This window comes from Gimesia sp. (assembly GCF_048260065.1).
Taxonomy (GTDB): domain Bacteria; phylum Planctomycetota; class Planctomycetia; order Planctomycetales; family Planctomycetaceae; genus Gimesia.
In genome coordinates, this window is record NZ_JBLXHC010000022.1 from 26,068 (window position 1) to 51,689 (window position 25,622).

At 52.0% G+C, this 25,622-nt stretch carries 19 protein-coding genes; 11 read left to right on the forward strand and 8 right to left on the reverse strand.

Going from position 1 to position 25,622, the window contains the following annotated elements:
• Positions 1 to 52: 52 nt before the first annotated feature.
• Together ACN0YN_RS27770 and ACN0YN_RS27775 are read right to left on the reverse strand one after the other, a co-directional pair.
• A complete protein-coding gene (locus ACN0YN_RS27770) occupies positions 53 to 433 on the reverse strand; it encodes a hypothetical protein (RefSeq protein ID WP_417388207.1) in 381 nt (126 codons plus the stop codon).
• Between the two features lie 89 nt (positions 434 to 522).
• Complete coding sequence (locus ACN0YN_RS27775) at positions 523 to 1,494, reverse strand: DUF1559 domain-containing protein (RefSeq protein ID WP_417388208.1); 972 nt, start codon at positions 1,492 to 1,494, stop codon at positions 523 to 525.
• A 541-nt stretch (positions 1,495 to 2,035) separates the two neighbouring features.
• Here ACN0YN_RS27775 and ACN0YN_RS27780 point away from each other — a divergent pair.
• Complete coding sequence (locus ACN0YN_RS27780; RefSeq protein WP_417388209.1) at positions 2,036 to 3,448, forward strand: neutral/alkaline non-lysosomal ceramidase N-terminal domain-containing protein; 1,413 nt, start codon at positions 2,036 to 2,038, stop codon at positions 3,446 to 3,448.
• Positions 3,449 to 3,465: 17 nt separating this feature from the next.
• Here ACN0YN_RS27780 and ACN0YN_RS27785 read toward each other — a convergent pair whose 3' ends face one another.
• Together ACN0YN_RS27785 and ACN0YN_RS27790 are read right to left on the reverse strand one after the other, a co-directional pair.
• Positions 3,466 to 4,380, reverse strand: coding sequence for a dihydrodipicolinate synthase family protein (locus tag ACN0YN_RS27785; protein WP_417388210.1), 915 nt, complete (start codon positions 4,378 to 4,380; stop codon positions 3,466 to 3,468).
• A 24-nt stretch (positions 4,381 to 4,404) separates the two neighbouring features.
• Positions 4,405 to 5,457: a threonine synthase gene (locus ACN0YN_RS27790; RefSeq protein ID WP_417388211.1), complete on the reverse strand. Its 1,053-nt coding sequence runs from the start codon at positions 5,455 to 5,457 to the stop codon at positions 4,405 to 4,407.
• A gap of 318 nt (positions 5,458 to 5,775) precedes the next feature.
• On the opposite strand from ACN0YN_RS27790, the gene ACN0YN_RS27795 reads away from it, so the two are divergent.
• The 4 genes from ACN0YN_RS27795 to ACN0YN_RS27810 all read left to right on the forward strand — a co-directional run bounded on the left by ACN0YN_RS27795 (position 5,776) and on the right by ACN0YN_RS27810 (position 9,308).
• The gene (locus tag ACN0YN_RS27795) at positions 5,776 to 6,516 is read left to right on the forward strand and encodes a FadR/GntR family transcriptional regulator (RefSeq protein ID WP_417388212.1); all 741 of its coding nucleotides are present in this window, start codon (positions 5,776 to 5,778) and stop codon (positions 6,514 to 6,516) included.
• 201 nt (positions 6,517 to 6,717) lie between these two features.
• Positions 6,718 to 7,629, forward strand: coding sequence for a DUF1559 domain-containing protein (locus ACN0YN_RS27800; RefSeq protein WP_417388213.1), 912 nt, complete (start codon positions 6,718 to 6,720; stop codon positions 7,627 to 7,629).
• A 150-nt stretch (positions 7,630 to 7,779) separates the two neighbouring features.
• Positions 7,780 to 8,205 carry a hypothetical protein gene (locus tag ACN0YN_RS27805; RefSeq protein WP_417388214.1) on the forward strand — a complete coding sequence of 142 codons (426 nt, stop codon included), beginning with the start codon at positions 7,780 to 7,782 and terminating at the stop codon, positions 8,203 to 8,205.
• Positions 8,206 to 8,240: 35 nt separating this feature from the next.
• The gene (locus ACN0YN_RS27810) at positions 8,241 to 9,308 is read left to right on the forward strand and encodes a sialidase family protein (protein ID WP_417388215.1); all 1,068 of its coding nucleotides are present in this window, start codon (positions 8,241 to 8,243) and stop codon (positions 9,306 to 9,308) included.
• Between the two features lie 62 nt (positions 9,309 to 9,370).
• On the opposite strand, the gene ACN0YN_RS27815 is transcribed toward ACN0YN_RS27810, so the two are convergent.
• A complete protein-coding gene (locus ACN0YN_RS27815; protein ID WP_417388216.1) occupies positions 9,371 to 9,847 on the reverse strand; it encodes an MgtC/SapB family protein in 477 nt (158 codons plus the stop codon).
• A gap of 441 nt (positions 9,848 to 10,288) precedes the next feature.
• On the opposite strand from ACN0YN_RS27815, the gene ACN0YN_RS27820 reads away from it, so the two are divergent.
• The 5 genes from ACN0YN_RS27820 to ACN0YN_RS27840 all read left to right on the forward strand — a co-directional run bounded on the left by ACN0YN_RS27820 (position 10,289) and on the right by ACN0YN_RS27840 (position 17,702).
• On the forward strand, positions 10,289 to 11,386 hold the full coding sequence (locus ACN0YN_RS27820; RefSeq protein ID WP_417388217.1) for a LacI family DNA-binding transcriptional regulator: 1,098 nt from the start codon (positions 10,289 to 10,291) through the stop codon (positions 11,384 to 11,386).
• 35 nt (positions 11,387 to 11,421) lie between these two features.
• Complete coding sequence (locus tag ACN0YN_RS27825; RefSeq protein ID WP_417388218.1) at positions 11,422 to 12,360, forward strand: sugar phosphate isomerase/epimerase family protein; 939 nt, start codon at positions 11,422 to 11,424, stop codon at positions 12,358 to 12,360.
• Between the two features lie 35 nt (positions 12,361 to 12,395).
• Positions 12,396 to 14,948, forward strand: a complete 2,553-nt coding sequence (locus ACN0YN_RS27830; protein ID WP_417388219.1) for a DUF1553 domain-containing protein — start codon at positions 12,396 to 12,398, stop codon at positions 14,946 to 14,948.
• A 39-nt stretch (positions 14,949 to 14,987) separates the two neighbouring features.
• Positions 14,988 to 16,376: a DUF1501 domain-containing protein gene (locus ACN0YN_RS27835; protein ID WP_417388220.1), complete on the forward strand. Its 1,389-nt coding sequence runs from the start codon at positions 14,988 to 14,990 to the stop codon at positions 16,374 to 16,376.
• Between the two features lie 210 nt (positions 16,377 to 16,586).
• On the forward strand, positions 16,587 to 17,702 hold the full coding sequence (locus tag ACN0YN_RS27840; RefSeq protein ID WP_417388221.1) for a prenyltransferase/squalene oxidase repeat-containing protein: 1,116 nt from the start codon (positions 16,587 to 16,589) through the stop codon (positions 17,700 to 17,702).
• Positions 17,703 to 17,705: 3 nt separating this feature from the next.
• On the opposite strand, the gene ACN0YN_RS27845 is transcribed toward ACN0YN_RS27840, so the two are convergent.
• Genes ACN0YN_RS27845 through ACN0YN_RS27855 form a run of 3 tightly spaced genes read right to left on the reverse strand, consistent with a single transcriptional unit; the run spans position 17,706 to position 23,171 of the window.
• Positions 17,706 to 18,644, reverse strand: a complete 939-nt coding sequence (locus ACN0YN_RS27845; RefSeq protein ID WP_417388222.1) for an alpha/beta hydrolase — start codon at positions 18,642 to 18,644, stop codon at positions 17,706 to 17,708.
• On the reverse strand, positions 18,641 to 20,098 hold the full coding sequence (locus ACN0YN_RS27850; RefSeq protein ID WP_417388223.1) for a DUF1501 domain-containing protein: 1,458 nt from the start codon (positions 20,096 to 20,098) through the stop codon (positions 18,641 to 18,643). The genes ACN0YN_RS27845 and ACN0YN_RS27850 overlap by 4 nt, the downstream gene beginning before the upstream one ends.
• On the reverse strand, positions 20,091 to 23,171 hold the full coding sequence (locus tag ACN0YN_RS27855; protein WP_417388224.1) for a PSD1 and planctomycete cytochrome C domain-containing protein: 3,081 nt from the start codon (positions 23,169 to 23,171) through the stop codon (positions 20,091 to 20,093). Before ACN0YN_RS27855 ends, ACN0YN_RS27850 begins: the two co-directional genes overlap by 8 nt.
• 510 nt (positions 23,172 to 23,681) lie before the next feature.
• Here ACN0YN_RS27855 and ACN0YN_RS27860 point away from each other — a divergent pair.
• Positions 23,682 to 25,574 carry an ABC transporter ATP-binding protein gene (locus ACN0YN_RS27860; RefSeq protein ID WP_417388225.1) on the forward strand — a complete coding sequence of 631 codons (1,893 nt, stop codon included), beginning with the start codon at positions 23,682 to 23,684 and terminating at the stop codon, positions 25,572 to 25,574.
• Positions 25,575 to 25,622 lie beyond the last annotated feature (48 nt).

The window sequence follows — 25,622 nt, forward strand, 5'->3', positions numbered from 1 at the left end:
GCCATCGGTGATGGCACGCCCGTGATAGTACGTGCCATCACTGGTTTCCGATTCAGTTGGCTGACGCCAGGGCATTCGCTTTTTGCTGCAGCACTTCCAGCTGGGCATCAATCTTATCTTTCGCCGCCGAGCTCTGATACAGAGACAACAGTTCTTTCGCAGCATCCCGCAGTTCGATGTAAGGCCCTTCGTATTCGTTCGCATAGGCGTCCAGAGACTCCATCAGAATCGTCAGGTTCTGGGCAGCCTCTTTCGGTTTTTTCTTTGCTGCTGCGACAAATTCATCAACCGACTTTTTCGCAACGTCACTTTTCTGTGTTTCCGTAGGTGGCGGGGATGAAGGCGCACCACAGCCAGTCAATACTGACGAGAATAGAAGCAACACTGCCATACAAAGCAGTTGCCCCCTGAATACTGAGTTATTTTTTTTCATTTCATTTATCCTGTATTTAAAAAAAAGCAGCTCCGATGCAAAACACAGGAGCTGCAGATTCAAGTTATGGTTTCGTTCTCACTGATCGATTAATACTCACCAAGAATATTTCCATCGCCAATTGACAACAGATTCAGATAAGTATTCTGATCCACATTTTCCGAGATGAACCGTACAGAACCATCAGCCAGTGTCACATGAGCCCCACCCACGTGAAAACTGCGCAGTCCCTGACCTGCTCCGGCACCTGTGATGTCGGGGTTGTTACGACGGTTAAAATTCTGGTCAGAGGTATTATTCGCAGCATACGGCGTTCCATCTGTAACTTTCGTCGTATTGGGAGTCAGAATACCGTTACTGTTTCTACCACTGAACAGGGCTCCCGTACACCAGCCCCACGCACCTTTGTCATCTGATGTTGCAGTTCCCACTACAATTTCACCGAGCATGATGGCATTCGAAGTACCGTCTGAAATATCCCGGATCATAGCGCCATTCTGGGCAATCGGGCTGAAAATTCCGCGGCGGGTACCGTTGTAATCAGAAATATTCAGACTTGTACCTGCTCCCACGGAACCGGCATAAGTGATTCGGGAGAAGCCGGTGAAGTCCTGTGTCAGCAGAGCACGATCGACCCCGGTTTGAGAGGGGCAGCGCAAAACGGGAATCTTCGCCCGCAATACACTCGTACCGGAACTGGCGTTCGCGCTGCGTGCATTCAATGACATGTTGTACTGATTGTATAACGGTGCCTGATCCATGAATGGCAGAACCTGCACGACCCAGGTGGTTCCCCAGTTGGCATTACGTCCGTCGGCTGGAGCAGAACCGTTTCCATACCACACTGCCCCCGGAGGAAACGTGCGATGGGAATCGTGATAGTTGTGTAACGCCAGTCCGACCTGCTTCAAAGCATTTTTACAGGTGCTGCGACGAGCAGCTTCGCGCGCCTGTTGCACTGCAGGAAGTAACAGAGCAATCAGAATTGCAATGATGGCAATCACCACCAGCAATTCGATCAAGGTAAAACCTCGCTTGAGAGATACGTTCTTCGATCGCATGAATTCAACCCTTTAACGATAGAAATATGAATGTGAACAATACCGGAAAAACTGGCATTGAAATGAGAGCCCGGGTCAATCGCTTTAGTAGATTAAAGCAGGGCGGATAAGAATGGCTTAATAATTGGAGGGAACACCAACATACTCAAAACCAAGTCGAGTAAAGCAGCACTCTTCTTTCATTAATCTCGCATGAATTTTATGTTTTTCTTGAGCGCAGGCAACAAGTAGATTTCTTTAATTCACAGAGTAGTTGAAAATAATAAAACACGTACAGTGAATTAACACTGAACACGCTTTATTCAACAAAACTAAATTATATTTTATACATGAATTATACTCTTACGTATCATTAAGAAACACCTCTCATGATCAATTCTCGCCAGTCAAAATAATATCTGATCACCTGTCTGGCATGAGTTTCTTCGCGAAAGATCTCTTCCTGCTTGCGATACCACCTTTCTTAACTTACATTAGAATACTCGACTGTCGCACACCACATGGCACTAAATCATCAGGACCAGCAAACAAGGAAACCTTCATGAAAAAGTCGATCACATCACTGAAATCAAGTAATCGATTTGTGCTTTGGTCCTGTATTTTATTTGTCAGTTTTATTTCAGGCAGACTACCTGAAGTCCATGCTGAAACAGAATGGAAAGCAGGAATTGCGAAAGCAGTCATCACACCTCAAACCGGTGTCTGGCTGGCAGGCTATGGCTCCAAGCGACTGCCTGATGGAAAGCTACATGATATCTGGATGAAAGCGCTGGCCCTGGAAGATAACAAAGGTCACCGCGCCGTGCTGATCACCAGTGATTTCCAGGGAGTCCCCCGCAGTATGAGCGATCGTGTCTTCGCTGAGATCAAACAGAAGTTTCAGCTGGAACGCCATCAGATCATGTTTACCTTTTCACATAACCATTGTGGACCCAGACTTGGCGATGATCTTTATGATTACTATCCCGTCGATCCCATGCAGGTCAAACTGGTCGACGAATACACCGACCGCATGGTTGTCAAAACCGTAGACATGATCGGCAAGTCACTGAAAAACCTGGCACCAGCCCAACTGCAGATGGGAACCGGTCACACCACCTTTGCCGTCAACCGTCGCAATAATCGTGAAGCGGATATCCCCAATCTCCTCAAAGCGGGTAAAGAACTGGTGGGACCAGTCGACCACGATGTGCCCGTGATGACCGTCACACGACCCGATGGCAAACTGGATGCTGTTCTGTTTGGATATGCCTGCCATCCTACGACACTCAGCTTTACCAAAGTTTGCGGCGATTACCCCGGCTTTGCCCAGCTGGAACTCGAAGAAAAACATCCCGGCGTTACCGCCATGTTCGTCAACACCTGTGGTGGCGACCAGAACCCGCTCCCCCGCCGCAAAGTCGAACTCTGTGAAAAATACGGACACATGCTGGCCGTCGCGGTAGAGGAAGTCTTACAGAAACCGCTTCAGCCCATTTCGGACGGTTTAACTACTGCATTTGATTATGTCGACCTCCCCTACCTGAAAACCGTCACACGTGCCGATCTGGAAGCTGACCTGAAAAGCGGCAGTGCCATCAAAAAACGCTGGGCGGAACGGCTGCTGAAAAAGCTGGACGCCGGCGAGACTTTTCCTTCAAGCTATCCCTACCCCCTGCATGCCTGGCGACTGGGCAGTGAAATGCTGATGATCGGCATGGGTGCCGAAACCGTCGTTGACTATGCATTAAAATTCAAACGCGAGTTCGGTCCAGGTACCTGGGTCTGTGGTTATGCCGACGACATGATCTCCTACATCCCCTCCAAACGGGTCTGGCTCGAAGGGGGTTATGAGGGAGGCTACAATCTGTATGAATACGGGCGTCCTGCATACCGCTGGGGACCGGATACGGAAACATTGATCTCAGACACCGTTGACAAACTCGTCAAACAGGTTGAGCACACATCCGACTGAACAGATCCGGTTCCAGTTTATGCTTCGAGAGAAGTGACCGGTTTCCCTGCCAGTACTTTTTGTACCAGCGGGTGAGCCAGCAGTTCTTCCCGCTCGGCAGCGGTCACAGGTCGCATCGGCTGCGGCGCAAAGTTGCCGGGAATCCCTCTCAGATTCATCAGTGTGGTCACCGTCGAAAACAGTGGTGCTGAAAACGTCGTCAGTAATCTCAGCAATGCTGACAGATCCTGTTGCACCAACGCGAGCCGACTCCAGTCTTCTGCCAAAGTCGCCTCTACCATGGCTTCAATCCATTCCGGTACAACAATATAAATTCCATCCAGATGTTCTCGTACTCCCGCCTGCAATAAGACATCCATCAGATTCGGTTGCGCAACGATCACACGAAACTCATCCCCCACAACATCAATGACGGGACGAATCGTCGTAAAATGATCCGAGCACTTAATCCCCTGGATATTGGGATGCTTTGCCAGCCGCAGTACCGTCTCTACTTCCAGTTTCGTGCCAGTCGTCTGTGGAAGATCATAGAGAAATAAAGGCCTGGAACTCAGGTCCGCCAGTGCCTCAAAATAATCGACCAGATCACTCTGACTGTACTTCAGAAAGTAGGGTGAGATCACGACCACCCCATCAATGTCACAATCTTCTACCATGCGGATTCTTTCGCGAGTCCGCACGAAACTGGTATCCCCCACTCCTACCAGCAGCTCGGCTTTTCCCGCGTTGAACTGTACGCTCTGCTCGACCAGCTCACGATACGTCGAGTCTTTCAACAGCTGCATCAGCCCCATCGTACCGGCGATCAGAAAACCATTGATCCCGTGCGTCAGCTGGTCTTGAATCTGTGCTTCCAGTCCTGCTGAATGCAGATCTTCCTCCACTGTCAGTGGAGTTCCCAATGCCGTAATCATTTTCAACGAGTGGGCCATGCTGTTTACTTTCTAAAAATGGGTTTAAGCCGTCTGGTCAATAAATTCAGCGAAGGAAATCACCGGACAGGTTGTATCCGCTAGCATGCGATCAACCGACCCCTGATCCTTAAATCCGCTGCCTGTGATCACACAGACAACAGTCTCCTCACTTTGAATTTTTCCCTCGGCGGCTGCCTGTAACACTCCTGCCAGCGAAACTGCGGCAGCAGGTTCACAAAAAATGCCTTCCTGACGCGCGAGCAGCGCCTGGACTTCATATACATATTCGTCTTCCACCAGATATCCATTCCCACCGGTTTCCCGGCAGGCGGCGATCACATCATTTCCATCCAGCACACTGGCTACCTGCAGGCCACCAATTTTCGTCGTACTTTGACAGGTCTGCGCGCGATCGGTCCCCGCCTGTAACGGGCCGGCGATCGTATTGTTTCCCGCCGGCTGTACACAGTGAAATGCCGGCAGTCGGTCGATCTTCTCTTCCTGGCAGGCTGACTGAAAGCCACGATAAACGGCCAGTAACAATCCGCCTCCGCCGGCACAGCAGAACAGATGATCGATCCTCCCCTGCTCTTCGGAAATCTGTTCAACCAGTTCCCGTCCGATGAATTCAACTCCCGCCATCCCGATCGGATTGAACTGATAGCTGCTGACCTGCAACTCCGTATCAGCAGCAGATCCCAGTTGCTTCAGATACTTGAATACTTTTCCTGAAATTTCCGGATCGGCACCAAACCCCTCAATTCGCCACACGGCCGCGCCATAAGCCAGCATCTGTTTCAGTTTATTTTCAGGAGCGCCAATAAACACAGCAACCTGACAACTCATTCCTGCTGCTGCACAGTAAGCTGCCAACGCAGAACCTGCGTTTCCACTCGAACAGGTGACAACCCTCTTCTTTCCCTGTGCCAGCATGTCTGTGATGGCAGCGGCTGCAAAACGGTCTTTGTAAGAACCGGTGGGATTCACCGTTTCCAGCTTGAAATATAAATGAGACAGCCCCGCTTCAGGACCAATCCGACGTGATTTGATTAAAGGCGTATGCCCTTCTCCCAGCGTGAAATACGCCGACTCCATAACGCTTCCTCTACCAGAGATTTCCATTGAGATTCGGCCTGAATGACAGACTCCATGATCAGACATTAGATCACAATCCCGTTCTCAACATCAGCAATCTTCAGCAAAACTTCATGAATTATCTTGACGACTAAATAAGCGGTTATATGATAATAAACCAGATTGTCATACAATCTATTGATTTATAATATAATGTGAATGCAGCGACAATGAACTCCTCTTCTGGAAATTCATGCCAAATTTAATCTGGCCGCCGGCTTTCACTCTGAACCGCATTTCAACTGCCATCTATGGCGCTCGCAGGAAAGCAGTGAATCAATGGAAGTATCGCGTGACGATATCTCGATTTCTTCAACGGAATCACGAACTTTGAGCGCTGAACTCGCTGACCATCTTTGTGAACGCATTCGCAGCAAACGCCTGGCTCCTGGCGATCGACTGGGAACCGAAGCGGAACTGGCTGACCAGTTTGGTGTCTCTCGAACGGTTGTACGTGAAGCCGTCGGTTCACTCAGAGGGCTGGGTGTCGTCGTTGGTCGACAGGGACGCGGGCTCTGTGTCGCGGAAGCAGATAATTTTTCAGATGTTCTCAGAAAAGCGCTGGTCCCCCAGGTTGCCAGTCCCCAGGGCTGGAGGGAACTGCAGCAGTTACGCGCGGTGATCGAAATCGGCTCCATTGCTCTGGCCGTCGAATCGATTACCTCAGAAGAAATCATTCGCCTGCAGACCATTGTCTCTGAAATGAAGCGCGTGATGAAAAAAATAAAGCAGGATCCCAAGGGAGCCAGTAAAGCATATAAAGAAATGGATTGCCTGTTTCACCAGACGATTCTCGCAGCCTCACACGGCAACTTTGTCAAACAGTTTCATGGCGTGCTGCTGGATTACTTTCATGCAGGTGACCTGTATGGTCATCCCCCCACGACGAAAGGACTCCGGCAACATGAACAAATTGCAAACGCGATTGCCGACCGGGACACCGACCTGGCAACCAGATATTTGACGGACCACCTGAAACCACAATTAAAAGCTCCCACAGAGACGAACGAGTCGCTCTGACAACAGAATACAGAAACGAAAACTACGATACCTCAGGCGCGGATATCGAAACAAATACAACAACTTCAGTTTGATGAATTTGATTCCTGCAAAACTTAGACAGAACGATTCAAGTTCTGTCCCGCTTTAGAAGATGCACCTGTGTGCCAGGGTGATTATATCGTTTATATTTTCTGAGTTTCGTTTGATGGAGACGGTTCAATGTTCCTGAATACTAGCAAAAAACGCCATCGTGGATTTACTCTGATTGAATTGCTGGTGGTGATAGCCATCATCGCCATCCTGATTGCTCTCTTACTGCCAGCGGTCCAGCAGGCTCGGGAAGCAGCCCGCCGCTCATCCTGTAAAAACAATTTCAAACAGGTCGGGCTGGCATTACACAACTACCATGACACGTTCACTGCCTTTCCGATTGGAGCTGGAATCAGTGGAGGATGCAGTGGATACTCGGGAGCCCATATGTTTTCCTGGGGCGTACGAATTCTCCCGTACCTTGATCAGACCAACATTTATAACAACCTCAACTTTTCCGGATCGACCCCATTCGTACCTGCGAACTTCAGTTCCAGCACCTGCCTCGCTCCCGTGATGCCTTTTCTCTGCCCCAGCAATCCCCAACCCGATACCATCGTCAACAAAGCAGGCGCTTTTGCCGGCGCACTACCGGATGGGATGGGGAGAACCGATATGGGAGGGGTTGCCGATTCGATCAGCTGGAAGTGCAACAGTGGCGCAGGAGTACGTCCCACGTCAGTTGGGAATGGCATCCTGTTTGCCATCTCGCGTATCAAAATGCGGGACATCATCGATGGTGCCAGCAATACCCTGATGGTCGGAGAAGTCACAGGGTCACTCTCCTCATCCGGACTTAACGGTAATTCCTACACGGGCTACGATGTTTTTGACACCAGTAATGGGATCAACAGCATCGATACGGTTCCCGGCGGTGGGTCATTCGCTTTTCGCCCACAGGGCTTCTCCAGTTTTCACGTTGGTGGTGCTCACTTCGTCCTCGGCGATGGATCCGTCCGCTTCATCTCGGAAAACATTGATCAGGGCACACTATCTGCAATCACCACCCGCAATGGACGTGAAGTTGTAGGCGAATTCTAAATCGAATCTACGGTTACTTTCTGCAGTTTGATTGATCGGCAGTTCAATTCGCAGCCTGCCCCGTTTTGAGGGAGCCGCGATTTGATCTTCTCTAGCAGACTTTCAGGCAGGGAGTAACAGAATCGATCCCCCTATTGAAAGGAGGCAGAAATGCCTGAACTGAAAATGATATTATGCATGCTGACCAGCCTGCTGCTGGTCGGCTGTGGCGGAATCAGCGATGCTCCCGACCGCCGTGTTGTCACGGGAAACGTCACCCTCAACGGCACACCGCTTGAGGGAGGCGTCATACGCTTTCTTCCCCAACCCACCGGTCCCATTGCTGCGGGAAAAATTCGTGATGGCAAATACGAAGTCACAAATAAAGGAGGGGTCCCTCTCGGAAAACACAAAGTTGAAATCAAAGGCACGCCCATTCTACCTGACGACACTACCGGTATGTCTCTCGGTGAAATCGATGCAGCAACCAAACCAGCCATCGACGTACCCGAAAAATATTACAAAGACTCTCAACTGGAAGCGACAGTCGAAGCGGGAAGCGAGCCGTTTCAGGTCGACTTTGAACTGAAAGACTGATTCACTACGAAAATATTAAATCAAGGCCCACAGAAATGTTAACGCGCTTCACGATATCCTGCTTCTTCATTATTCTCACAGTTTCCTTCACCACTGCCCGGGCAGAGTGGAATCATTCCCAGACCAAAAAGCTCCCACATCAGCATCTGGGCCCCTTCATCAAACTTCAGGATGGTAGCCTGCTGGCTCCAGACGCAAAGCAGTCTCTCATCAGCACTGATCAGGGTAAAACCTGGTCGTCAACGCCTCTGTATCAGGAGCCTGCAAAGTTTCAGACCAGCAATGAACGCGCACTGATTCAAACTAAAAAAGAAACCATCATCCTGGCATTCATGAACCTGGCGGAACGGAAATTCAACTGGAACGATAAACTGGGAGGGCCGCAGTCAGACTGTTATCTGCCGGTCTACATTGTCCGCAGTACCGATAACGGAAAGTCGTGGCTCCCCCCGCAGATTCTGCAGGATCATGGCTGGTGCGGCGCGGTTCGTAGTATCATCCAGACCCGGTCCGGTCGCATTATCGTCGTCGTCTCTCAGGCGATTGCCAATCCGGGTCGACACGTCATGCTGACCTATTACTCCGATGATGAAGGGGCCACCTGGAACCACAGCAACATGATTGATCTCGGCGGCTCAGGCGATCATGACGGCGCTATGGAAGGGACAATCGTGGAACTGAAGGATGGTCGCATTTATGCTTTGATCCGCACAAAATTCGGACGCTTCTGGGAAGCCTTCTCCACCGACGAAGGCGCCTCCTGGAGAACCATCCAACCTTCAGAGATTCCTGCCAGCAGTTCACCCGCGATTCTGCAACGACTCGACAGCGGACGGATTGTGATGCTCTGGAACCGCTTCCGTGACCCGGAACGCAAACTCGGTCGACGCGAAGAACTGTCAATCGCTTTTTCAGACGATGAATGCAAGACTTGGAGCGATCCGACAGTCATCGCCCGCGACCTGACACCAGCTGGCAAGAAACATGAAAATCGTGTCTCTTATCCTTATGTGATGGAAATCACTCCCGGTGAACTATGGATTACCACCATGCAGGGCCCCGTCAGACTCAGCTTGAAAGAAACCGATTTCATCGCAAAATAAATCACCTGCAACATCAAAGAAAAAATCTCGGGTTCTACCCGCTGGTTAACATTCCCTGTTTATTAATCGTCTGAATCTTCTCTGCTGCTCAATTCATTCTTTGCCGTGTTATCTTCGACACCTTTTCCCGATAACTTTTTCCAGTCGGTCAAATGATGTGCGGCCAGCACTCCGAAAACAATGATAGATGTGAGCGTCGCCAGCAGATACATTCCGAATCCGACCGCAGTCCCTACCGCGGCAGTCGCCCAGATCGTCGCTGCAGTCGTCAGACCGACTGTGCGACCACGATCCCGCAAAATGATACCAGCCCCCAGAAAACCGACACCGGTCACAATGTTTGCAGCAAGACGCGACGGATCAGCGCCTGGAATATGTGATGAGATCAGCGCAAAGACACATGAACCCAGCGCGACCGAGGCGTAAGTTCGTATCCCGGCTTCCCGACCATGCCATTCCCGTTCCCAGCCGATAAAACCACCCAGGACCGCAGCAACGAGTACACGTACTGCGAACATCAATTCCAATTTCCAGTCCATATTCCCTGCCTGACGATTTGTGTTGACGATATGCCACAACTTCACTCAGATCGCACAGCTATCTTATTGGGTCGCCGATATTGCGATAAGATCAATAAAACGGGAGGTTTATACAGTGTCAAATATAACTGGATATCAGAAGTTACATTCAGACATTAATTACCAGTTCTATGAAACAAACTACGAATGAATCAGGCATCTCAATCTCAATATTACGCAAATAAGAACTATTTGCATAACATATGCTGTGTAATCACACTTCTCTCGATTTTCATCAAACTTAATAGATATAAACTAATTCTGCTTTACATCTTTCACTTGATCGTTTATCAACAAGAATAGAGTGAGCAAACAATACACTCTCGATTATGCAACTTACACTTATATGCATTGACTTGCATTGAATCAGTATCTCTGAGCCAGACACCAGCGAGGCCTGCTGTGAGTAAAACTGCTGAACTCGTCACAGTAAAAACCGTCGCAGAAGCAGCCGACTGTGCAGTCAGCACAGTCAGCCGCGCATTGCGGAACGATCCTTCCATCAGCGAAGCAGCCAAACAACGAATTCGCCAGGTCGCCGAATCATTAGACTATCGTCCCCTCAGACGTCGGCGTCCCAGGAAAGTCAGCAGCCAGAATCCAGGCAGTATCCTGGCCGGAAAACGACTGCTCGTTCTCTCCCTGGGACTGGATCGATCGCTGATCTCACTCCCGGTCGTCAGCTCTGCCATCAGCGGAGTCGAAGATGCGTTCTCCGAACTGGGTGTCCGTTTTCAAATTGCCCACATCCCCGATCTGCAAGCGGTCCCCGCCCATCTGGATTTCGATCAGATGGATGGCCTGTTCCTCATCGGTGCCCTGCAGGGTAAGATGCTGCTCGAATCCAATAAACCATTCATGGAACGACTTGCTCACATTCCATCGGTCTGGCTCCTCGGCCGACCACAAGGTTGTGGGGGGGACTGCGTCGGCGCGAACGATGTCCTCCTGGGCGAAAAGGCCGCCGACTATCTCGCCGATCACGGACATCAGCGTGTCGCCTTCCTCAGTCCGAAGCCCGATCACCTGATCATGACAAATCGCGAAACCGGATTTGTCTCGCAGGCGATGCGGCGCGGTCTGGATATTCAACGTTTCGTCGATCCTCCCTCCCGAGGCTGGAAGCTGCCGATCAAACCCCCGCTTTCAACAGACGCCGTGCAGCATCTGGTCGACCAGTTATTAAACGCCGACAAACGGCCGACAGCCATTTTCGCAGGGGCAGACAGTGTTGCGGCAGTCGTCTATGGATCGCTGGCTCGTCGCGGGATCAAAGTCGGTGAAGAGATCAGCGTCATCTCCGGCAACAACGACCATGCATTTATCACCGGCCTCTACCCACAGCTGACCACGTTTGACATTCACGCCCACGACATCGGCCGGCTCGCCGTCAGACAACTGGAAACCCGCCTGTCAATGAACAACGCCATTGCCAATGTTGACTTGACCCTCGAACCACATTTGACTCCGGGTGAATCCGTTCGCCAAATCAACAACTAGCCTGAACCACTCGCCACCAGAATAGGAAACCAGATATGCAGTCGCTCACCAGACGTCAGTTTCTCACCACCGCCAGTATCGGCACAGTCGGCCTGCTGGGGCTTAACAGCCTGCAGGCAGAAACATCAGCTGAGCCGGATCTCACACTCGGCTTCAGCCTGTATGGTATGCCTCACATGAAAACAGAAGAGGCCCTTCGCATCGTCGCCGACATCGGTTACGACTCGGTGGAACTGACTCTGATGGATGACTGGGACGCCACACCTGCCAAACTGAATGCCGAACGTCGCACAGCGGTTTCCAGAACACTGGACGAGACCGGCTTGAAACTGACTTCTTTAATGGAACACTGTAACCTGACCGGCTCGAAAGCCAGTCAACAGAAAGTGCTCGAACGCCTCAAACAGGCCGCCGAACTGGGACACGATCTGCGCCCCGACCATCCTCCACTGATCGAAACAGTCGCCGGAAGTGGGAAATGGGATGCCCTCAAAAACGAAATGCGCGACAACCTGGGAGAATGGGCCAAAGTCGCTGCCAGCACGAAAACGGTCATCGCTGTCAAACCGCATCGGGGGGGCGTGGTAGATCATCCCGATCAGGGAGTCTGGCTGGTCGAACAGGTCAACAGCCCCTGGATTCGTCTCGACTATGACTACAGCCATTTCACCCATCGCGATATTTCACTGAAAGAATCGCTGCAGACCATGCTCCCTTACACCAGTTTCATCCAGGTCAAAGATACCGTAATGAAAAACGGAAAAGTCAGTTTCGCTCTGCCCGGTGAGAGTGGCGAGATTGACTACGTCCAATTGCTCAAACTGGCAGTTGCAGGCGGCTATCGGGGAGATATCTGTTGTGAAGTCAGCAGCATGGTCTTCCGCCAGAAAGGCTACGATCCCGTAGCTGCTGCCAAAACCTGCTATCAGAACCTGGCCCCTGCTTTCAAAGCAGCGGGAATCAAGCGAGGTTAAACCATTTTCAGACCCCGAGCATAATTGATTCGCCAATGACTCAATCCCAACGAATCCCACAACTCGTTCTGATCCTGCTGCTGGCCGTATCATCCAACCTGCCCGAGTCCCTGCGCGCAGCAGAACCAGCCAGCCCGGATGCCAGCCAGCTCGAATTTTTCGAAGAGCATATCCGACCCGTGCTGATTGAAAAATGTGCCGACTGCCACTCCGGTGATACTGATGCCGAAAGCCCCCTTGCCGTCCATTCCCGTGCTGCCCTCATTAAAGGCGGCGATTATGGACCAGCAATACTTCCCGGTAACGCGGAACAGAGTCTGTTGTATCAGTCCATTCTGCGAACTCACAAAGAATTGAAAATGCCCCCTGATGCGGATGACAAACTCAAACCGGAAACCGTCGCCCATTTCAAACGCTGGATTGAATGGGGCGCCCCCTGGCCTGTTGAAAAATCCAGGCCGGTCGCGACATCACAAAAAAACAAAGCACAAAAACTGACAACCTCACACTGGTGTTTTCTGCCGCGAACCGCAGTCACTCCCCCTGCCGTCGACAATCCCCACTGGTCGTCTTCTCCCATCGATCGCTTTGTCTACGCACGACTGCAAAAGGAACAACTCAAACCTGTCGGTCTCGCTCCCAGGCGAACCTTAATCCGCCGCGCCACCTTCGACCTCACAGGACTGCCTCCAACTCCAGAGGAAGTCAAAGCGTTCCAGGACGATCCGGCAACGGATGAGGTCGCTTTTGCTAAAGTGATTGATCGACTGCTGGCTTCCCCCGCATATGGCGAGCGCTGGGGTCGGCACTGGCTCGACGTCGCTCGTTATGCAGACACCCAGGGTGACGTCGGAGATTTTCCCATTCCGGGAGCTTATCTCTACCGCAACTGGGTTATCGATGCACTCAATGCCGATCTCCCCTATGACCAGTTCCTGAAAGCACAGCTTGCCGGGGACATCCTGGCGGAACGTGAAGCCGATCCGGAACAGGCACGGCAACTTAAAATCGCCACCGGCTTCATTGCTTTATCTCGACGCTTCGGTAACACGCGTTATGAAGACCAGAACCTGACTATCGACGATACCATCGACACCGTCGGGCGAGGCATTATGGGCGTCACTTTAAAATGTGCCCGCTGCCACGATCATAAATTTGATCCGATGCTGGCCACCGATTACTACGGCCTCTACGGGATTTTTGAGAGCACCCTCTATCCCAGTATGGGAGCATCCAATCAACCCTCACCCGCACAACTCGTCTCTGCAGAAAACAATCCGGATTCTCAGCAGAAAATCAACGAATACTGGGACCTGCTCAGTTATTACCAGCATCAGATTCGAAATCACTTCCGTCCCTGGTTGAAGCCGACGCTCGCAGAATTTAAAGAAATCACCGCCAAAATCGAAGCAGCGAAGAAAAACGGAAAACCGACCGACAAACTCGAAAAGCGACGCCAGAAACTGCTGGCAGCACACAAAGGGAAATTCCGGGAACTCATGCTGCATGGTTTACCCTGGCTCAAAGCCGAAAAAGCCCGACTGGTAGAAGAGCCTCCGGCAGAAATGCTGTATGCCGTCATTGATGGCAAGCCTCACCACTCCCGACTGCATCGACGCGGCAATCCGGAAAATCCGGGAGACATCGTCCCGCGACAGTTCATCAACGTGATCTCAAAATCAAAGCCGGAGATCGACAAAACCGAATCCGGTCGCTTAGAACTGGCCGACTGGCTCACCGACCCGGCTCACCCCCTGACCTCACGCGTCATTGTCAATCGACTCTGGTACCATCACTTCGGTCAGGGACTCGTCAAAACGGTCGACAACTTCGGCGTACTCGGAGATACTCCTTCACATCCGCAACTGCTCGACTATCTGGCCGGTCAATTGATCGAACAGCGATGGTCGCTCAAAGCCCTGCATCGCCAGATCATGTTAAGCCGCGTCTATCGGCTCGACAGCCAGGAGATTGCAGAGAACACCAACCGTGATCCGGACAACGTGTTTCTCTGGAAATATTCCCGCAGACGCCTTGATGCCGAATCCATTCGCGACGCCCTGTTGTTTGTTTCCGGCGAACTGGACCGCGAACAGGGGGGACCGCATCCGTTTATCCCCTGGCACAAAAAAGGGTATAGCCTGAACGCTCCCTTTCACCAGGACTACCCGACCAATAAACGCAGTGTCTATCTGATGACGCAGAGACTTTATAAACACCCGTTCCTGGGTCGATTCAATGGCCCGGAAACCAACGAAACTTCGGGCACCCGTGACAGCTCCCATCTCCCCACACAGGCGCTGTACCTGATGAATGCACCCCTGGTTCCCGAACTGGCAGCAGCCTTTGGCAAACGGATTCAACAGTCCGCAACGACGGAAGAAGACCAGATTATCCAGGCATACCAGCTCGCATTCTGTCGCAATCCGACGGCAGAAGAGCTCTCAGATGCCTCTCAGTTTCTGGAATATTATCGTGAAGAATTGAAAACAGAACAATCAGATAAAGACAGGGACACGAACCAGCTTGCCTGGTCTGGATTAGCGAAAGTTCTGCTCACCAGCAACGAGTTCTTTTTTATCGATTAACATTAAACGTCTGGAATGCAAACAATCAGGTTCAAACCTATGCACGACTCATCCTTATTCTCACGTCGTCAGCTTCTGCAGGCTGGACTCGGAACAGCCGCCGGACTTGCTCTGCCGAAAGCACTTCCCGCGGGTCTCGATCTGCCCCATCACCGACCGGCTGCCAAACATGTTATCATGCTTTACATGTCGGGCGGATATTCACACGTCGATACGTTCGATCCCAAACCCGAGTTAACACGACGGCACGACCAGTCAATCGGTGATGAAAGCAAAGCAGCAGTCTCCGGACAGCCGATCGTCGAACGTTACCTGAAAGCCCCTCTCTGGAAGTTTCGCCCTAATCAGGAATGCGGCACTGAAGTCAGCGATCTGTTTCCCCACATTCGCACGATCATGCATGAAACGGCTCTCATCCGCTCGATGAACTGCGATCACCGCGATCATGGGGAAGCCACGTTGCAGTTGCACACAGGTAGCACCACAGCCGCCATGCCGGGCATCGGCGCCTGGTTAAGCTACGGGCTGAAATCATTCAATCCGAACCTGCCTTCGCACGTCGTGATTTCAGAACATCGTCCCTATAACGGCCCTCAGCTCTGGGATTCCAACTTCCTGCCTGCCGCCAACACAGGTGTCCGCGTTGTTCCCGGCGATGATCCAATCCCGTTTCTCAAGTCTCCCACTTCTCAATCGCGGCAGCAGCTGGAACTTGCGCTGTTAAACAAAATGAATCAACGTCACTTCAGCCAGCGCAACCGGGACGCCCAACTCGCAGGCCGCATGTCGACGTTTACCGCAGCCGCCGGTCTGCAGAAACAGGCTCCCGAAGCACTCGACCTGTCAAAGGAGAGCGAAGCCACACTCAAGCTGTATGGTGCTGACAAAAAAGACCAGTCCAGCTACGCGGCTCAATGTATTATGGCCCGTCGACTGGTGGAACGGGGAGTCCGCTTTGTCGAGATCATCGACGCCGTCGGTGCCTGCCGCGATAACTGGGATGCCGCACACCGCGATATCGCGTCCCACGAAAAATACGCCCGCCGTGTCGATCAACCGGTTGCTGCTTTACTGCAGGATCTGAAACAGCGCGGCTTGCTGCAGGATACCCTATTGGTCTTCTGCACTGAATTCGGACGCTCTCCCTGGGCACAGGATGGCAAAGGAACCAAATCGCGCACTCATCATCCCGATGCGTTCTCCTGCTGGCTGGCCGGCGGCAATGTGCGCGGCGGCGTGATTCACGGTCAGACCGACGACATCGGCAACTATGTCGTAAAAGATCTGGTTCACGTACACGATTTTCACGCCACAATCCTGCATATCATGGGCCTCGACCACGAAAAACTGACTTACCGCCATGCAGGACGGGATTTTCGACTGACCGATGTGCATGGACACGTCGTCAAAGAAATCCTCTACACATAAAGCCTCATTTCAGCAAATCAGGCAGAGACTGGCGATTTTTTCGACAGCACTGGTGTTTTTTTCAACGCCTCTTCTACAACAAATTCACAGACTTTTTAAGCAAACCTGCCTATACTGAAACAGGTGCTCGCACATCATAAAGCGGTACCGCTTTTGCGACTTCTTATCGACAACAAGCCTCTCAGTATACCTATTCAGGAGCGATTTAAAATGAACTGGATTCTACGCCTGATGATCATCGGCTGTCTCTGCTGGAACGTCACTTCTCTCTCTGCAGCGGGTCCGGATGCAGCAGAGTTGAAAGCGTCCCGCGACAAGGCCATCAACTTCCTGAAAAACTCACAGAACGACGATGGCACCTGGACCTTCAACGAAGCGGCCGGGATTTCGGCTCTGGTGACATCGGCATTGATTGAATCAGGTGTCCCTGTGACTGACCCGACCGTGGACAAGGCTTTAAAAAAACTCGTCTCGTTCTGTCAGGAAGATGGCCGGATCTGTTCTGCCCACAGTCAGCACTCCGGTTACGAAACCGCCGTGGCATTGATGGCATTACAAGATGCCAACCAGTCAGGCAAGTACACACCTCAGATCAAAAAAGCGGAACAGTTCCTGCGCAGCCTGCAGTTTGACGAAAGCAAAGATGTGAAACCCAGCGATTTGGAATATGGCGGTGCAGGTTACGGACCCGATGGAGGCCGTCCCGACCTGTCCAATACCGTGTTCATGATTGAGGCCCTCAAAGCAGCCGGCGCTAAAGCAGATGACCCTGATATTCAGAAAGCACTTACTTTCGTTTCCCGCTGCCAGAATCTCGAAAGTGAATTCAACACGTCACCTGCCGCCGCCAAAGTCAATGATGGAGGTTTCTACTATAATGTCTCAGCCGGTGGTGCATCACCTTCCGGAAAAAATAAAGACGGCGGTCTCCGCTCCTACGGCAGTATGACTTACGCCGGTCTCAAAAGCATGATCTACGCAGGACTGACTCCCAAAGATCCGCGTGTGAAAGCTGCCCTCGACTGGATTCAGAAAAACTACACCGTCGAAAACAATCCCGGAATGGGCGATAACGGCCTCTACTACTATTACCAGCTGTTTGCCAAAGCCCTCGACACCGCGGATTTGAAACAGGTGAAAGACAGCAAAGGGGAGGAACACGACTGGCGCAAGGAACTGGCCAATCATCTGTTTAAAATCCAGCAGGATAACGGCAGCTGGGTCAACTCCAAATCCAATCGCTGGTTTGAAGGAGACCCGAATCTCGTTACCGCTTACACTCTGCTTGCATTAAAGAATTGTGAGCCCACACCGGAGGCAGACTGACGCTTAGTCCTTTTTATCCGGATTTGCCAGCGATCGCTGTCGCAACCAGTCTGCGGCGCGATCCGGCCAGGTATCAACGTACGAATCATCCACGGGTCGCATCCCATAGCCATGACCGCCATTCTCATAAATATGCAGCTCGCCGGGCACACCATTTTTCTTTAAAGCCGTATAAAATAGAATACTGCTGATCGGCGTTGCATGGTCATTGTGAGCATGAATCATCAGTGTCGGCGGCGTGGTCTTATTGATCGTCAATACCTCGTTCAGCTCCCCAGTTTTTTCATCGACCAGTCGCCAGGGATAAATCAGCAGACTGAAATCGGGGCGGCACGAAACCTGATCCACATCGTCATTGGCTTCATAGGCACGTTCATTGAAACGGGTTGTAATCAGAGCCGCAGCCTGACCACCGGCAGAAAAACCGATCACGCCGATCTGGTCGGGTTTAATCCCCCATTCCGCTGCCCGTTTCCGCACCAGGCTGACAGCGCGTTGCCCATCCTGTAAAGGTCGCTCCGAAAACGGAGGCAATTTGGCATCCGTCTGCGCGCGCGGCTTTGGTTCTTTCGTGCGATAATGCGCAACAAATGCGGTGATCCCCAGAGAATTCAACCACTCTGCTGTTTCAGATCCTTCTTTGTCAGCCACCACGTAATTGTAGGCACCGCCTGGAAAAATCAGGACTGCGGTCCCGTTTCGTTTCTCTGCCGGTGGCTGAAACAGATGCAACTGAGGTCGCGTGATCTCTTTGATACGAGTCGCTGGCGGATTTTCGTTCGCCCGGCGATCCAGTTTCACACCTGTTTCACGGGTCGTTTCTCCCGGTGCGTTCTGATCCCAGAGATCAATCACGGCGTCCGGCTCGCGCGCTTCGGCCAGTGAACTGAAACTCAAGCCTGTTATTAATAAGTACAACCATGTTTTGTGGAACCGTCTCATGCCAGTATCTCCTTGATGATGCTTGACGGTTCGACGCCCGTCAGTTTGAAATCTAATCCCTGATGTCGATAAGTGAATCGCTCATGATCGATGCCCAGCAGATGCAAGACGGTCGCATGCAGGTCGCTTACATGCACTGGATTTTCGGCAACGTTATAACTGAATTCATCGGTGGCTCCGTAGGTCAGCCCTGCTTCGACACCACCTCCCGCCAGCCAGGTGGTGAAGCAGCGTGGATGATGGTCGCGGCCCCCTTCGGGACTGTCCCACTTCCCCTGTCCGGCAACACCGCGTCCGAATTCACCGCCCCAGATCACCAGTGTCTCATCCAGAAGACCACGCTGTTTAAGATCTTTGACGAGCGCGGCACTGGCCTGGTCTGTATCACGACAGCGTGCCACGCACCAGGAGCTCAGACGGCTGTGATGATCCCAGTCGGGGTGAAACAGCTGCACGAACCGCACTCCCCGTTCAATCAGCCTCCGGGCCTGCACACAATTCGCGGCATAACTCCCGGGACGCCTGGAATCGGGACCGTATAATTCGAACGTGGATTCCGGTTCATCACTCAGATCATTCAGTTCGGGAATACTGGACTGCATCCGCCACGCCATCTCGTATTGACGAATCCGCGTTTCAATTTCCGGATCGCCCGTCTGTTCCAGTCGCATCTGATTCAGTTCGGAAATGCCGGTCAACATCCCCCGGCGGATGCTGCGAGGCATGCCATCCGGATCGCGCAGGTAGAGTACCGGCTCTTTCGCATTCCTCAGTTTAACCCCCTGATAACGTGACGGCAGAAAGCCGCTCCCCCAGTAATGATCATACAGTGGTTGATCGCTGGGGCGTTTCATTTTTGAAATCAACACCAGGTAGTCCGGCAGATTCTGATTTTCGCTCCCCAGTCCGTAACTGCTCCAGGCACCAATCGAAGGTCGACCCGGCAGTTGATGTCCGGTCAGAAATTTGGTCATCGCGGGCGCATGGTTGATCTGATCGGTAACCATCGACTTGATGAAACAGAGTTCATCGGCCACTTCTCCATGAAAAGGCAGCCACTCGCCCAGTGTCGCGCCACTTTCACCGTACCGTTTGAACTTCGTGCGGGACGGCATGATTAACTGCTTCTGATTGGCGGTCATTGTTGTCAGCCGCTGTCCGCCGCGCACGCTCTCCGGCAGTTCCTTTCCCGCCCACTTCATCAGATCAGGCTTATGATCGAACAACTCAATCTGCGAAGGGCCTCCCGACTGAGTCAGAAAGATCACATTCTTCGCCCGCGGTGGTTTGTGAGGCAGATCAGGCAACCCGATCGTCTGATCTGGTTTCGCAGCAGCACGACGGGTGCTTTCCAGCAGCCCCAGGGCCATCGCCCCCAGACTGACACCGGCGCCCCGTCCCAGAAAATAGCGGCGGGTCTCCTGCAGAGCAACATTTTCAAGTGGATTATTCATGGGTGATCGCCTCATCCAGATTAAAGACCATACTGGCCACGACCATATAAGCGGCCAGCTCATCGGGCGAAACCTGGTTTTCCGCCGGAGGCTGTCCACTGGAAATCAGTTTCAAAGCCTCATCCTGTTTCTGGTGATAATAAGCCAACGACTTCTGCTGTTCCCCTTTTAGAACGTCCGACTCCCGCGCCTGTAATGTCCGTGACAGAATGTGCTGTGCGATGAAATCCAGGCGTTCCTCCACGGTTTTCTTCTGCTGAATCGCCGTGCGTGCCAGTTCCCGCGCAGATTCCAGAATGCTCTGATCATTGAGCAGCGTCAGCGCCTGCAAAGGAGTGTTGGTTCGTCGGGGCTGTACTTCACACACACGCCGCTGGGCACTGTCAAACAGGAATGTCGGTGCACTCGAACGACGCCAGAAGGCATACAGGCTGCGTCGATACTGGGCGGCTCCCTGGCTGGGTTCGTAGCGAAAACGGCCCATAAACATTTCGGTCCAGACACCGGGGGGCTGATAAGGCATGACAGGAGGTCCTCCCAGCGCCGGGTTAAGCAGCCCGCTCGCCTGCAGCGCTGCATCGCGAATCATCCAGCTGGGTAGCCGGAAACGGGCCCCGCGTGCCAGCAACCGATTTTCCGGATCGCGTTCCAGCAGTTCCGCAGTAACTTTGCTCTGCTGCTGATAGGTACGACTGGTGACAATCAGCCTGAGTATGTGCTGCAGGTTCCAGTCATGTTCCATTAACTCAACTGCCAGCCAGTCAAGGACAGCTGGATGTGTGGGTAACTCCCCCTGTAAACCAAAGTCTCCAGGGGTGCGAACCAGTCCTGTTCCAAAACAGTTCTGCCATAAGTGATTCACGACAACCCGCGCCGTTAAGGGATTTTCACGTGCGACCAGCCACTTTGCCAGATCCAACCGGTCTTTCGTCTTCTCGGCAGGAGATGCGAGCACCGCAGCGGGGACAGCCCGGGAAACTTCATTGCCATGCTTGTCCCAGACGCCCCGTTCCAGCACAAATGTTTTACGGGGTTCCTTGCGTTCTGCCAGTACCATCACATTCAGTTCGCCGGCCGCTTTTTTGACTTGAGCAAGTTGCGCATTCGCCTGGTCCAGCTCTGCTTTGCGCTGCTGATAAATCTCGTGATCGACCAGAAACTGATCCAGCAGTCGCTGCTTCAATTTCGGATCAAGCTTTTCAGGTTCTGTCACCTTTGCAGATGCGAGTGCTTCTAATGGCATGGGCTCCAGCGAACGAACAGCCGGGCCTGGCTGATCGGTCAGCATGACTCGAAAACGACCAATATTGGCGTCGCCTTCTGTGGATCGATGCAGCATCACAAAGATCAGCTCTTCGTTTTCATCCAGGATTAATGGCTCTGCCAGTTCGAAGACAGCGACATGTTTTTTCAATGGATCATGAGACTCGGTCGTCCAGCCGTTGCGGGGATCGTCATCAAGCGTGTCTTTGATTTTGCCATAGTTGCGGCCTTTGACATCTTTTTCGACATCGGCAATCGCGGAGACGAAATCAATGTCTTTCAGTTGGGAACTCCCCTGACGGCGGACCTGCAGTTTCACATCGGTCAGGATAAATTCGCCACTGTCGCCACGACTCAACTTGCCTGCCGTATGCGATTCATGTGGAAAAACTTCCAGCCGTAACCCGGTCACGCGCGGTAAGTCTGTGGCAGCCACCAGTCGATAATCATCCTGCCTGAGTCGGGGACCGCTGCTTTGAATCACACCTGATTTCTCTGTGGTCAACACGGTTCCTTCAACCGATTTGACGGAGCGCAGTTCCGGCAGACGCCACGCGGTAAACCCGTTGTGTACCTGCTGGATCCGCTCAACCAGCCACGGTTCAAATTCCTGTTTCGCCTGCTGCAGCGCCACTGCTTCCCGTGGTTTGCGCTGGTCAACGACCTGCTGTGCTTCTTTCACAGCACGCTCCACCAGTGGCGATTGATATTTTAAATAAGGCTTCGCCCGACTGCCGGCTTTACCATCCTCATCGATACTGTTGAAGAACGCGTACAGACTGTAGTAGTCGGTCTGAGAGATCGGATCGAATTTATGAGAATGACACTGACAGCAGCCCAGCGTCAATCCAAGCCAGACCGTCCCCGTTGTATTGACCCGGTCAATCACATAATCGACGCGCGACTCTTCGGGATCGCGGCCCCCTTCTCCGTTGGTCATATGATTGCGGTGAAAACAGGTCGCCAGTTTCTGCTCATCCGTTGCATTCGGTAACAGATCGCCGGCAAACTGCTCAATCGTAAACTGATCAAAAGGTTTGTTCTCATTGAATGACTGGATCACCCAGTCCCGCCACGGCCAGTTGGTTCGGGTGGAGTCCTGCTGAAAACCATCGGTATCCGAATACCGCGCGAGATCCAGCCACCACATGGCCATCCGCTCGCCATAATGTTTTGACTTGAGCAGGCGGTCAACCAGTTTTCGGTCTGCATCAGATGTTTCGTCGTTGACGAAGGCTTCCACTTCCTCAGCCGTCGGCGGCAGCCCCGTTATATCAAAGGAGAGTCGACGAATCAGAGTGCGCCGGGACGCGGGTTCTGAAAACGTCAGTCGCTCTTCAGACAGCTTTCGCTGAACCAGAACATCGATGGGATTGAGCTTTGATTCCTTTTCATTCAACGCGACTTTAACGGGTGGCTCGAACGACCAGTGCTTCCCCCATTGTGCCCCTTCTGCGATCCATTGACGGATAGTTGCAATCTGTTTTTTAGTGAGTGGCTTGCGATGCGAGTCTGCAGGCGGCATCACCAGATCCGCATCGGAAGTCGTAATCCTCGTCAGAACTTCACTCAACTCGGGCTTGCCTGGTGCAATCGCAAATGTCCCATCCCGATTCTCTGTCGCCGCTTCGACCAGATCCAGTCTGAGATCAGCTTCCCGATGCGTCGGATCGGGACCATGACAATGAAAACAACGATCTGAAAGAATCGGCAGAATATCATGACTGAAGTTGATCTTATCCGCTGCGCATACTTCATTCGCGAAGATAAAGCACAATAACAGAATGATCAGCCTGGACAGGTCGCGCATGAGGAATCAAAAGATTTTTCTGAAGGAAAGAAATCCGCGGGGAGGAGTATACATTATCAATATACACTCAATTTCAATGTTACTTATGGATCCAGGCGAAGTCCAGAGAAACCACTGGTGGAGGGTGATAAACCGGTGTCTTCTGACATTGATTCAGATGTAGTTAAATCGAATTCAATAACGTCAACTCAATGTACACTGGACTCCCTATAAAAGGATCTCACGCCTTATCTGTCTGATGTCCAGTAGAAATCAACTTATCTTTCACTCAGTTCATCATATAACTGTCTAAGAATTTTTGCCGGGCTCCAGATTGGATTCGCCTTTGAAATAAGCTGTTTTCGACGAAAGCTCTGTTTCGAGTCGCTATCCCCCAGAGACCTCAATATAATTCAAACGTTACTTGTCACCATAATAAATGCTCTATAATGACAGTGAGCAGGTAGTCAACCATCCAATCCCCCTTCATTAAATACGCGCCTTTTTAAGATCCCATACAAAAGAACCTTCATGAGCAAAAATCCGACATCCAGTCGCCAACAGTTTGAAGAGTATAAGGAAGAATTCCTGGAATCACAAAATTCCGCTCAGGGAAAACCTGCTTCAAAACGAGACCGTTCATCGTGGGAACTGGTAAAAAATTTTCTGGGATTGCTCAAAGTTCATCGCTGGTCTGTGATCCTGTCACTGATGACACTGACCTTCGCAACGTTACTCGCTTTGATTCCACCAGCGGCAACCAAATTTGTCGTCGATTATGTACTCGACAAAAAGCCGCTACCCGCCTCTTTACCGAAATGGGTACCGCACGAACCGTGGCCTCTGCTCGTGACGATCACGATCATCGTCATCCTGATTTCACTGGTACGGATCGGATTACAGATCTGGGGGCGCTGGCACGCGACACGCGTGACTAAGATGATTCAGATGAAAGTTCGCAAAGATGTGTTCGCGCAAGCAGTCCGACTGCCTCTGCATCGCGTACAGGAACTCAAATCGGGAGGCGCCGCCAGTATTTTACGCGAAGATGCCGGCAGCGTGGGTGAACTTGTTTTCGGTATGCTCTACAATCCCTGTCGTGCCATCATCCAGTTGCTGGGCAGCCTGATGATCCTGGCCTGGGTCGACTGGCGTCTGCTGCTGGGCGCGCTGTTTCTCGTCCCGCTGGTTTACTTGTCACACCGGACCTGGATCAGCCGCATTCGTCCGCAACATCGAAAAATCCGGGCGCAACGTGTCGCCGTTGACGCACTGGCAACAGAATCTTTTGGCGGGATGCGCGTCGTCCGCGCATTCGGACGCCAGCGTTCAGAAACCAGTCGCGTCTTACGCGGAAATCATTTAATGGGGCGACAGGAACTTTACGCCTGGTGGTGGTCGCGTTTTATTGAAATCGTCTGGGAAACACTGATACCCGTCGCTTCCGCCTGCCTGCTGTTATACGGCGGCTGGCAGGTGCTGCAGGGTCAGTTAACACTCGGAGACCTGGTCATGTTTCTGGCCTACCTGCTGATGTTGCTGGGCCCCCTCGCGGTACTCGCACAGAGTGCAGCCCAGTTCCAGAACAGTCTGTCCGGCTTTGATCGCGTGCTCGATCTACTGGCTGAACCGCGCGAGATGGAATCGGCCACCGCGCGTACCATCACAAAAGAGGAAATTGAAGGGCAGATTATATTTGAAAATGTCAGCTTTCAATATCCGAACTCAACCCAATATGCGTTACAGGAAGTCTCACTCGATATTGCTCCCGGTGAAACCATCGCACTGGTCGGTCCAAGTGGCGCGGGTAAAACGACATTCTGCAATCTGGTCGCCCGCTTTTACGATCCCACTTCGGGGCATGTTCTGCTCGATGGTCGAAATCTGATCGATCTCGATGTGGAAAGCTATCGGAATCATATCGGCGTCGTCGAACAGGATGTATTTCTATTTGATGGATCAATCGCCGATAACATCGGATACGGAGACAGAAAAGCAACCATCGAACAGATTCAATACGCGGCAGAAATTGCAAACGCGGACGAATTCATCAGAACATTACCGAACGGGTATCAGACTCTCATCGGGGAACGCGGCGTCAAACTGAGTGGTGGACAACGCCAACGACTGGCAATCGCCCGCGCCATTCTTGCCGATCCCAAAATATTAATTCTCGATGAAGCCACCAGCAATCTGGATACGGAAAGCGAACGCCTCATTCAGGACAGCCTCACAACGCTGATGCAGAATCGCACCTGTTTTGTCATTGCACACCGCCTGAGCACGATCACGCATGCCAGCCGCATCATCGTTTTCGAAGGGGGACGCATTACCGAGAGTGGCACACACGAAGCATTAATGGAAACCGGTGGAAAATATAAAGAGATGGTGCTGCTGCAAACCAGTCCGGCGGGAGTTCCCTGAGAAGCGTTTGTAAGTCAGATCCATTTTTTTGAATTCTGGACATCGAGA

Coding starts and splice junctions, on each gene's coding strand:
- ACN0YN_RS27845 (WP_417388222.1), bottom strand. CDS start 18,644: ATGAGACGGTTCCACAAAACATGGTTGTACTTATTAATAACAGGCTTG.
- ACN0YN_RS27840 (WP_417388221.1), top strand. CDS start 16,587: ATGAACTGGATTCTACGCCTGATGATCATCGGCTGTCTCTGCTGGAAC.
- ACN0YN_RS27855 (WP_417388224.1), bottom strand. CDS start 23,171: ATGCGCGACCTGTCCAGGCTGATCATTCTGTTATTGTGCTTTATCTTC.
- ACN0YN_RS27785 (WP_417388210.1), bottom strand. CDS start 4,380: ATGGCCCACTCGTTGAAAATGATTACGGCATTGGGAACTCCACTGACA.
- ACN0YN_RS27830 (WP_417388219.1), top strand. CDS start 12,396: ATGACTCAATCCCAACGAATCCCACAACTCGTTCTGATCCTGCTGCTG.
- ACN0YN_RS27835 (WP_417388220.1), top strand. CDS start 14,988: ATGCACGACTCATCCTTATTCTCACGTCGTCAGCTTCTGCAGGCTGGA.
- ACN0YN_RS27825 (WP_417388218.1), top strand. CDS start 11,422: ATGCAGTCGCTCACCAGACGTCAGTTTCTCACCACCGCCAGTATCGGC.
- ACN0YN_RS27810 (WP_417388215.1), top strand. CDS start 8,241: ATGTTAACGCGCTTCACGATATCCTGCTTCTTCATTATTCTCACAGTT.
- ACN0YN_RS27850 (WP_417388223.1), bottom strand. CDS start 20,098: ATGAATAATCCACTTGAAAATGTTGCTCTGCAGGAGACCCGCCGCTAT.
- ACN0YN_RS27795 (WP_417388212.1), top strand. CDS start 5,776: ATGGAAGTATCGCGTGACGATATCTCGATTTCTTCAACGGAATCACGA.
- ACN0YN_RS27800 (WP_417388213.1), top strand. CDS start 6,718: ATGTTCCTGAATACTAGCAAAAAACGCCATCGTGGATTTACTCTGATT.
- ACN0YN_RS27790 (WP_417388211.1), bottom strand. CDS start 5,457: ATGGAGTCGGCGTATTTCACGCTGGGAGAAGGGCATACGCCTTTAATC.
- ACN0YN_RS27815 (WP_417388216.1), bottom strand. CDS start 9,847: ATGGACTGGAAATTGGAATTGATGTTCGCAGTACGTGTACTCGTTGCT.
- ACN0YN_RS27780 (WP_417388209.1), top strand. CDS start 2,036: ATGAAAAAGTCGATCACATCACTGAAATCAAGTAATCGATTTGTGCTT.
- ACN0YN_RS27770 (WP_417388207.1), bottom strand. CDS start 433: ATGAAAAAAAATAACTCAGTATTCAGGGGGCAACTGCTTTGTATGGCA.
- ACN0YN_RS27860 (WP_417388225.1), top strand. CDS start 23,682: ATGAGCAAAAATCCGACATCCAGTCGCCAACAGTTTGAAGAGTATAAG.
- ACN0YN_RS27805 (WP_417388214.1), top strand. CDS start 7,780: ATGCCTGAACTGAAAATGATATTATGCATGCTGACCAGCCTGCTGCTG.
- ACN0YN_RS27775 (WP_417388208.1), bottom strand. CDS start 1,494: ATGCGATCGAAGAACGTATCTCTCAAGCGAGGTTTTACCTTGATCGAA.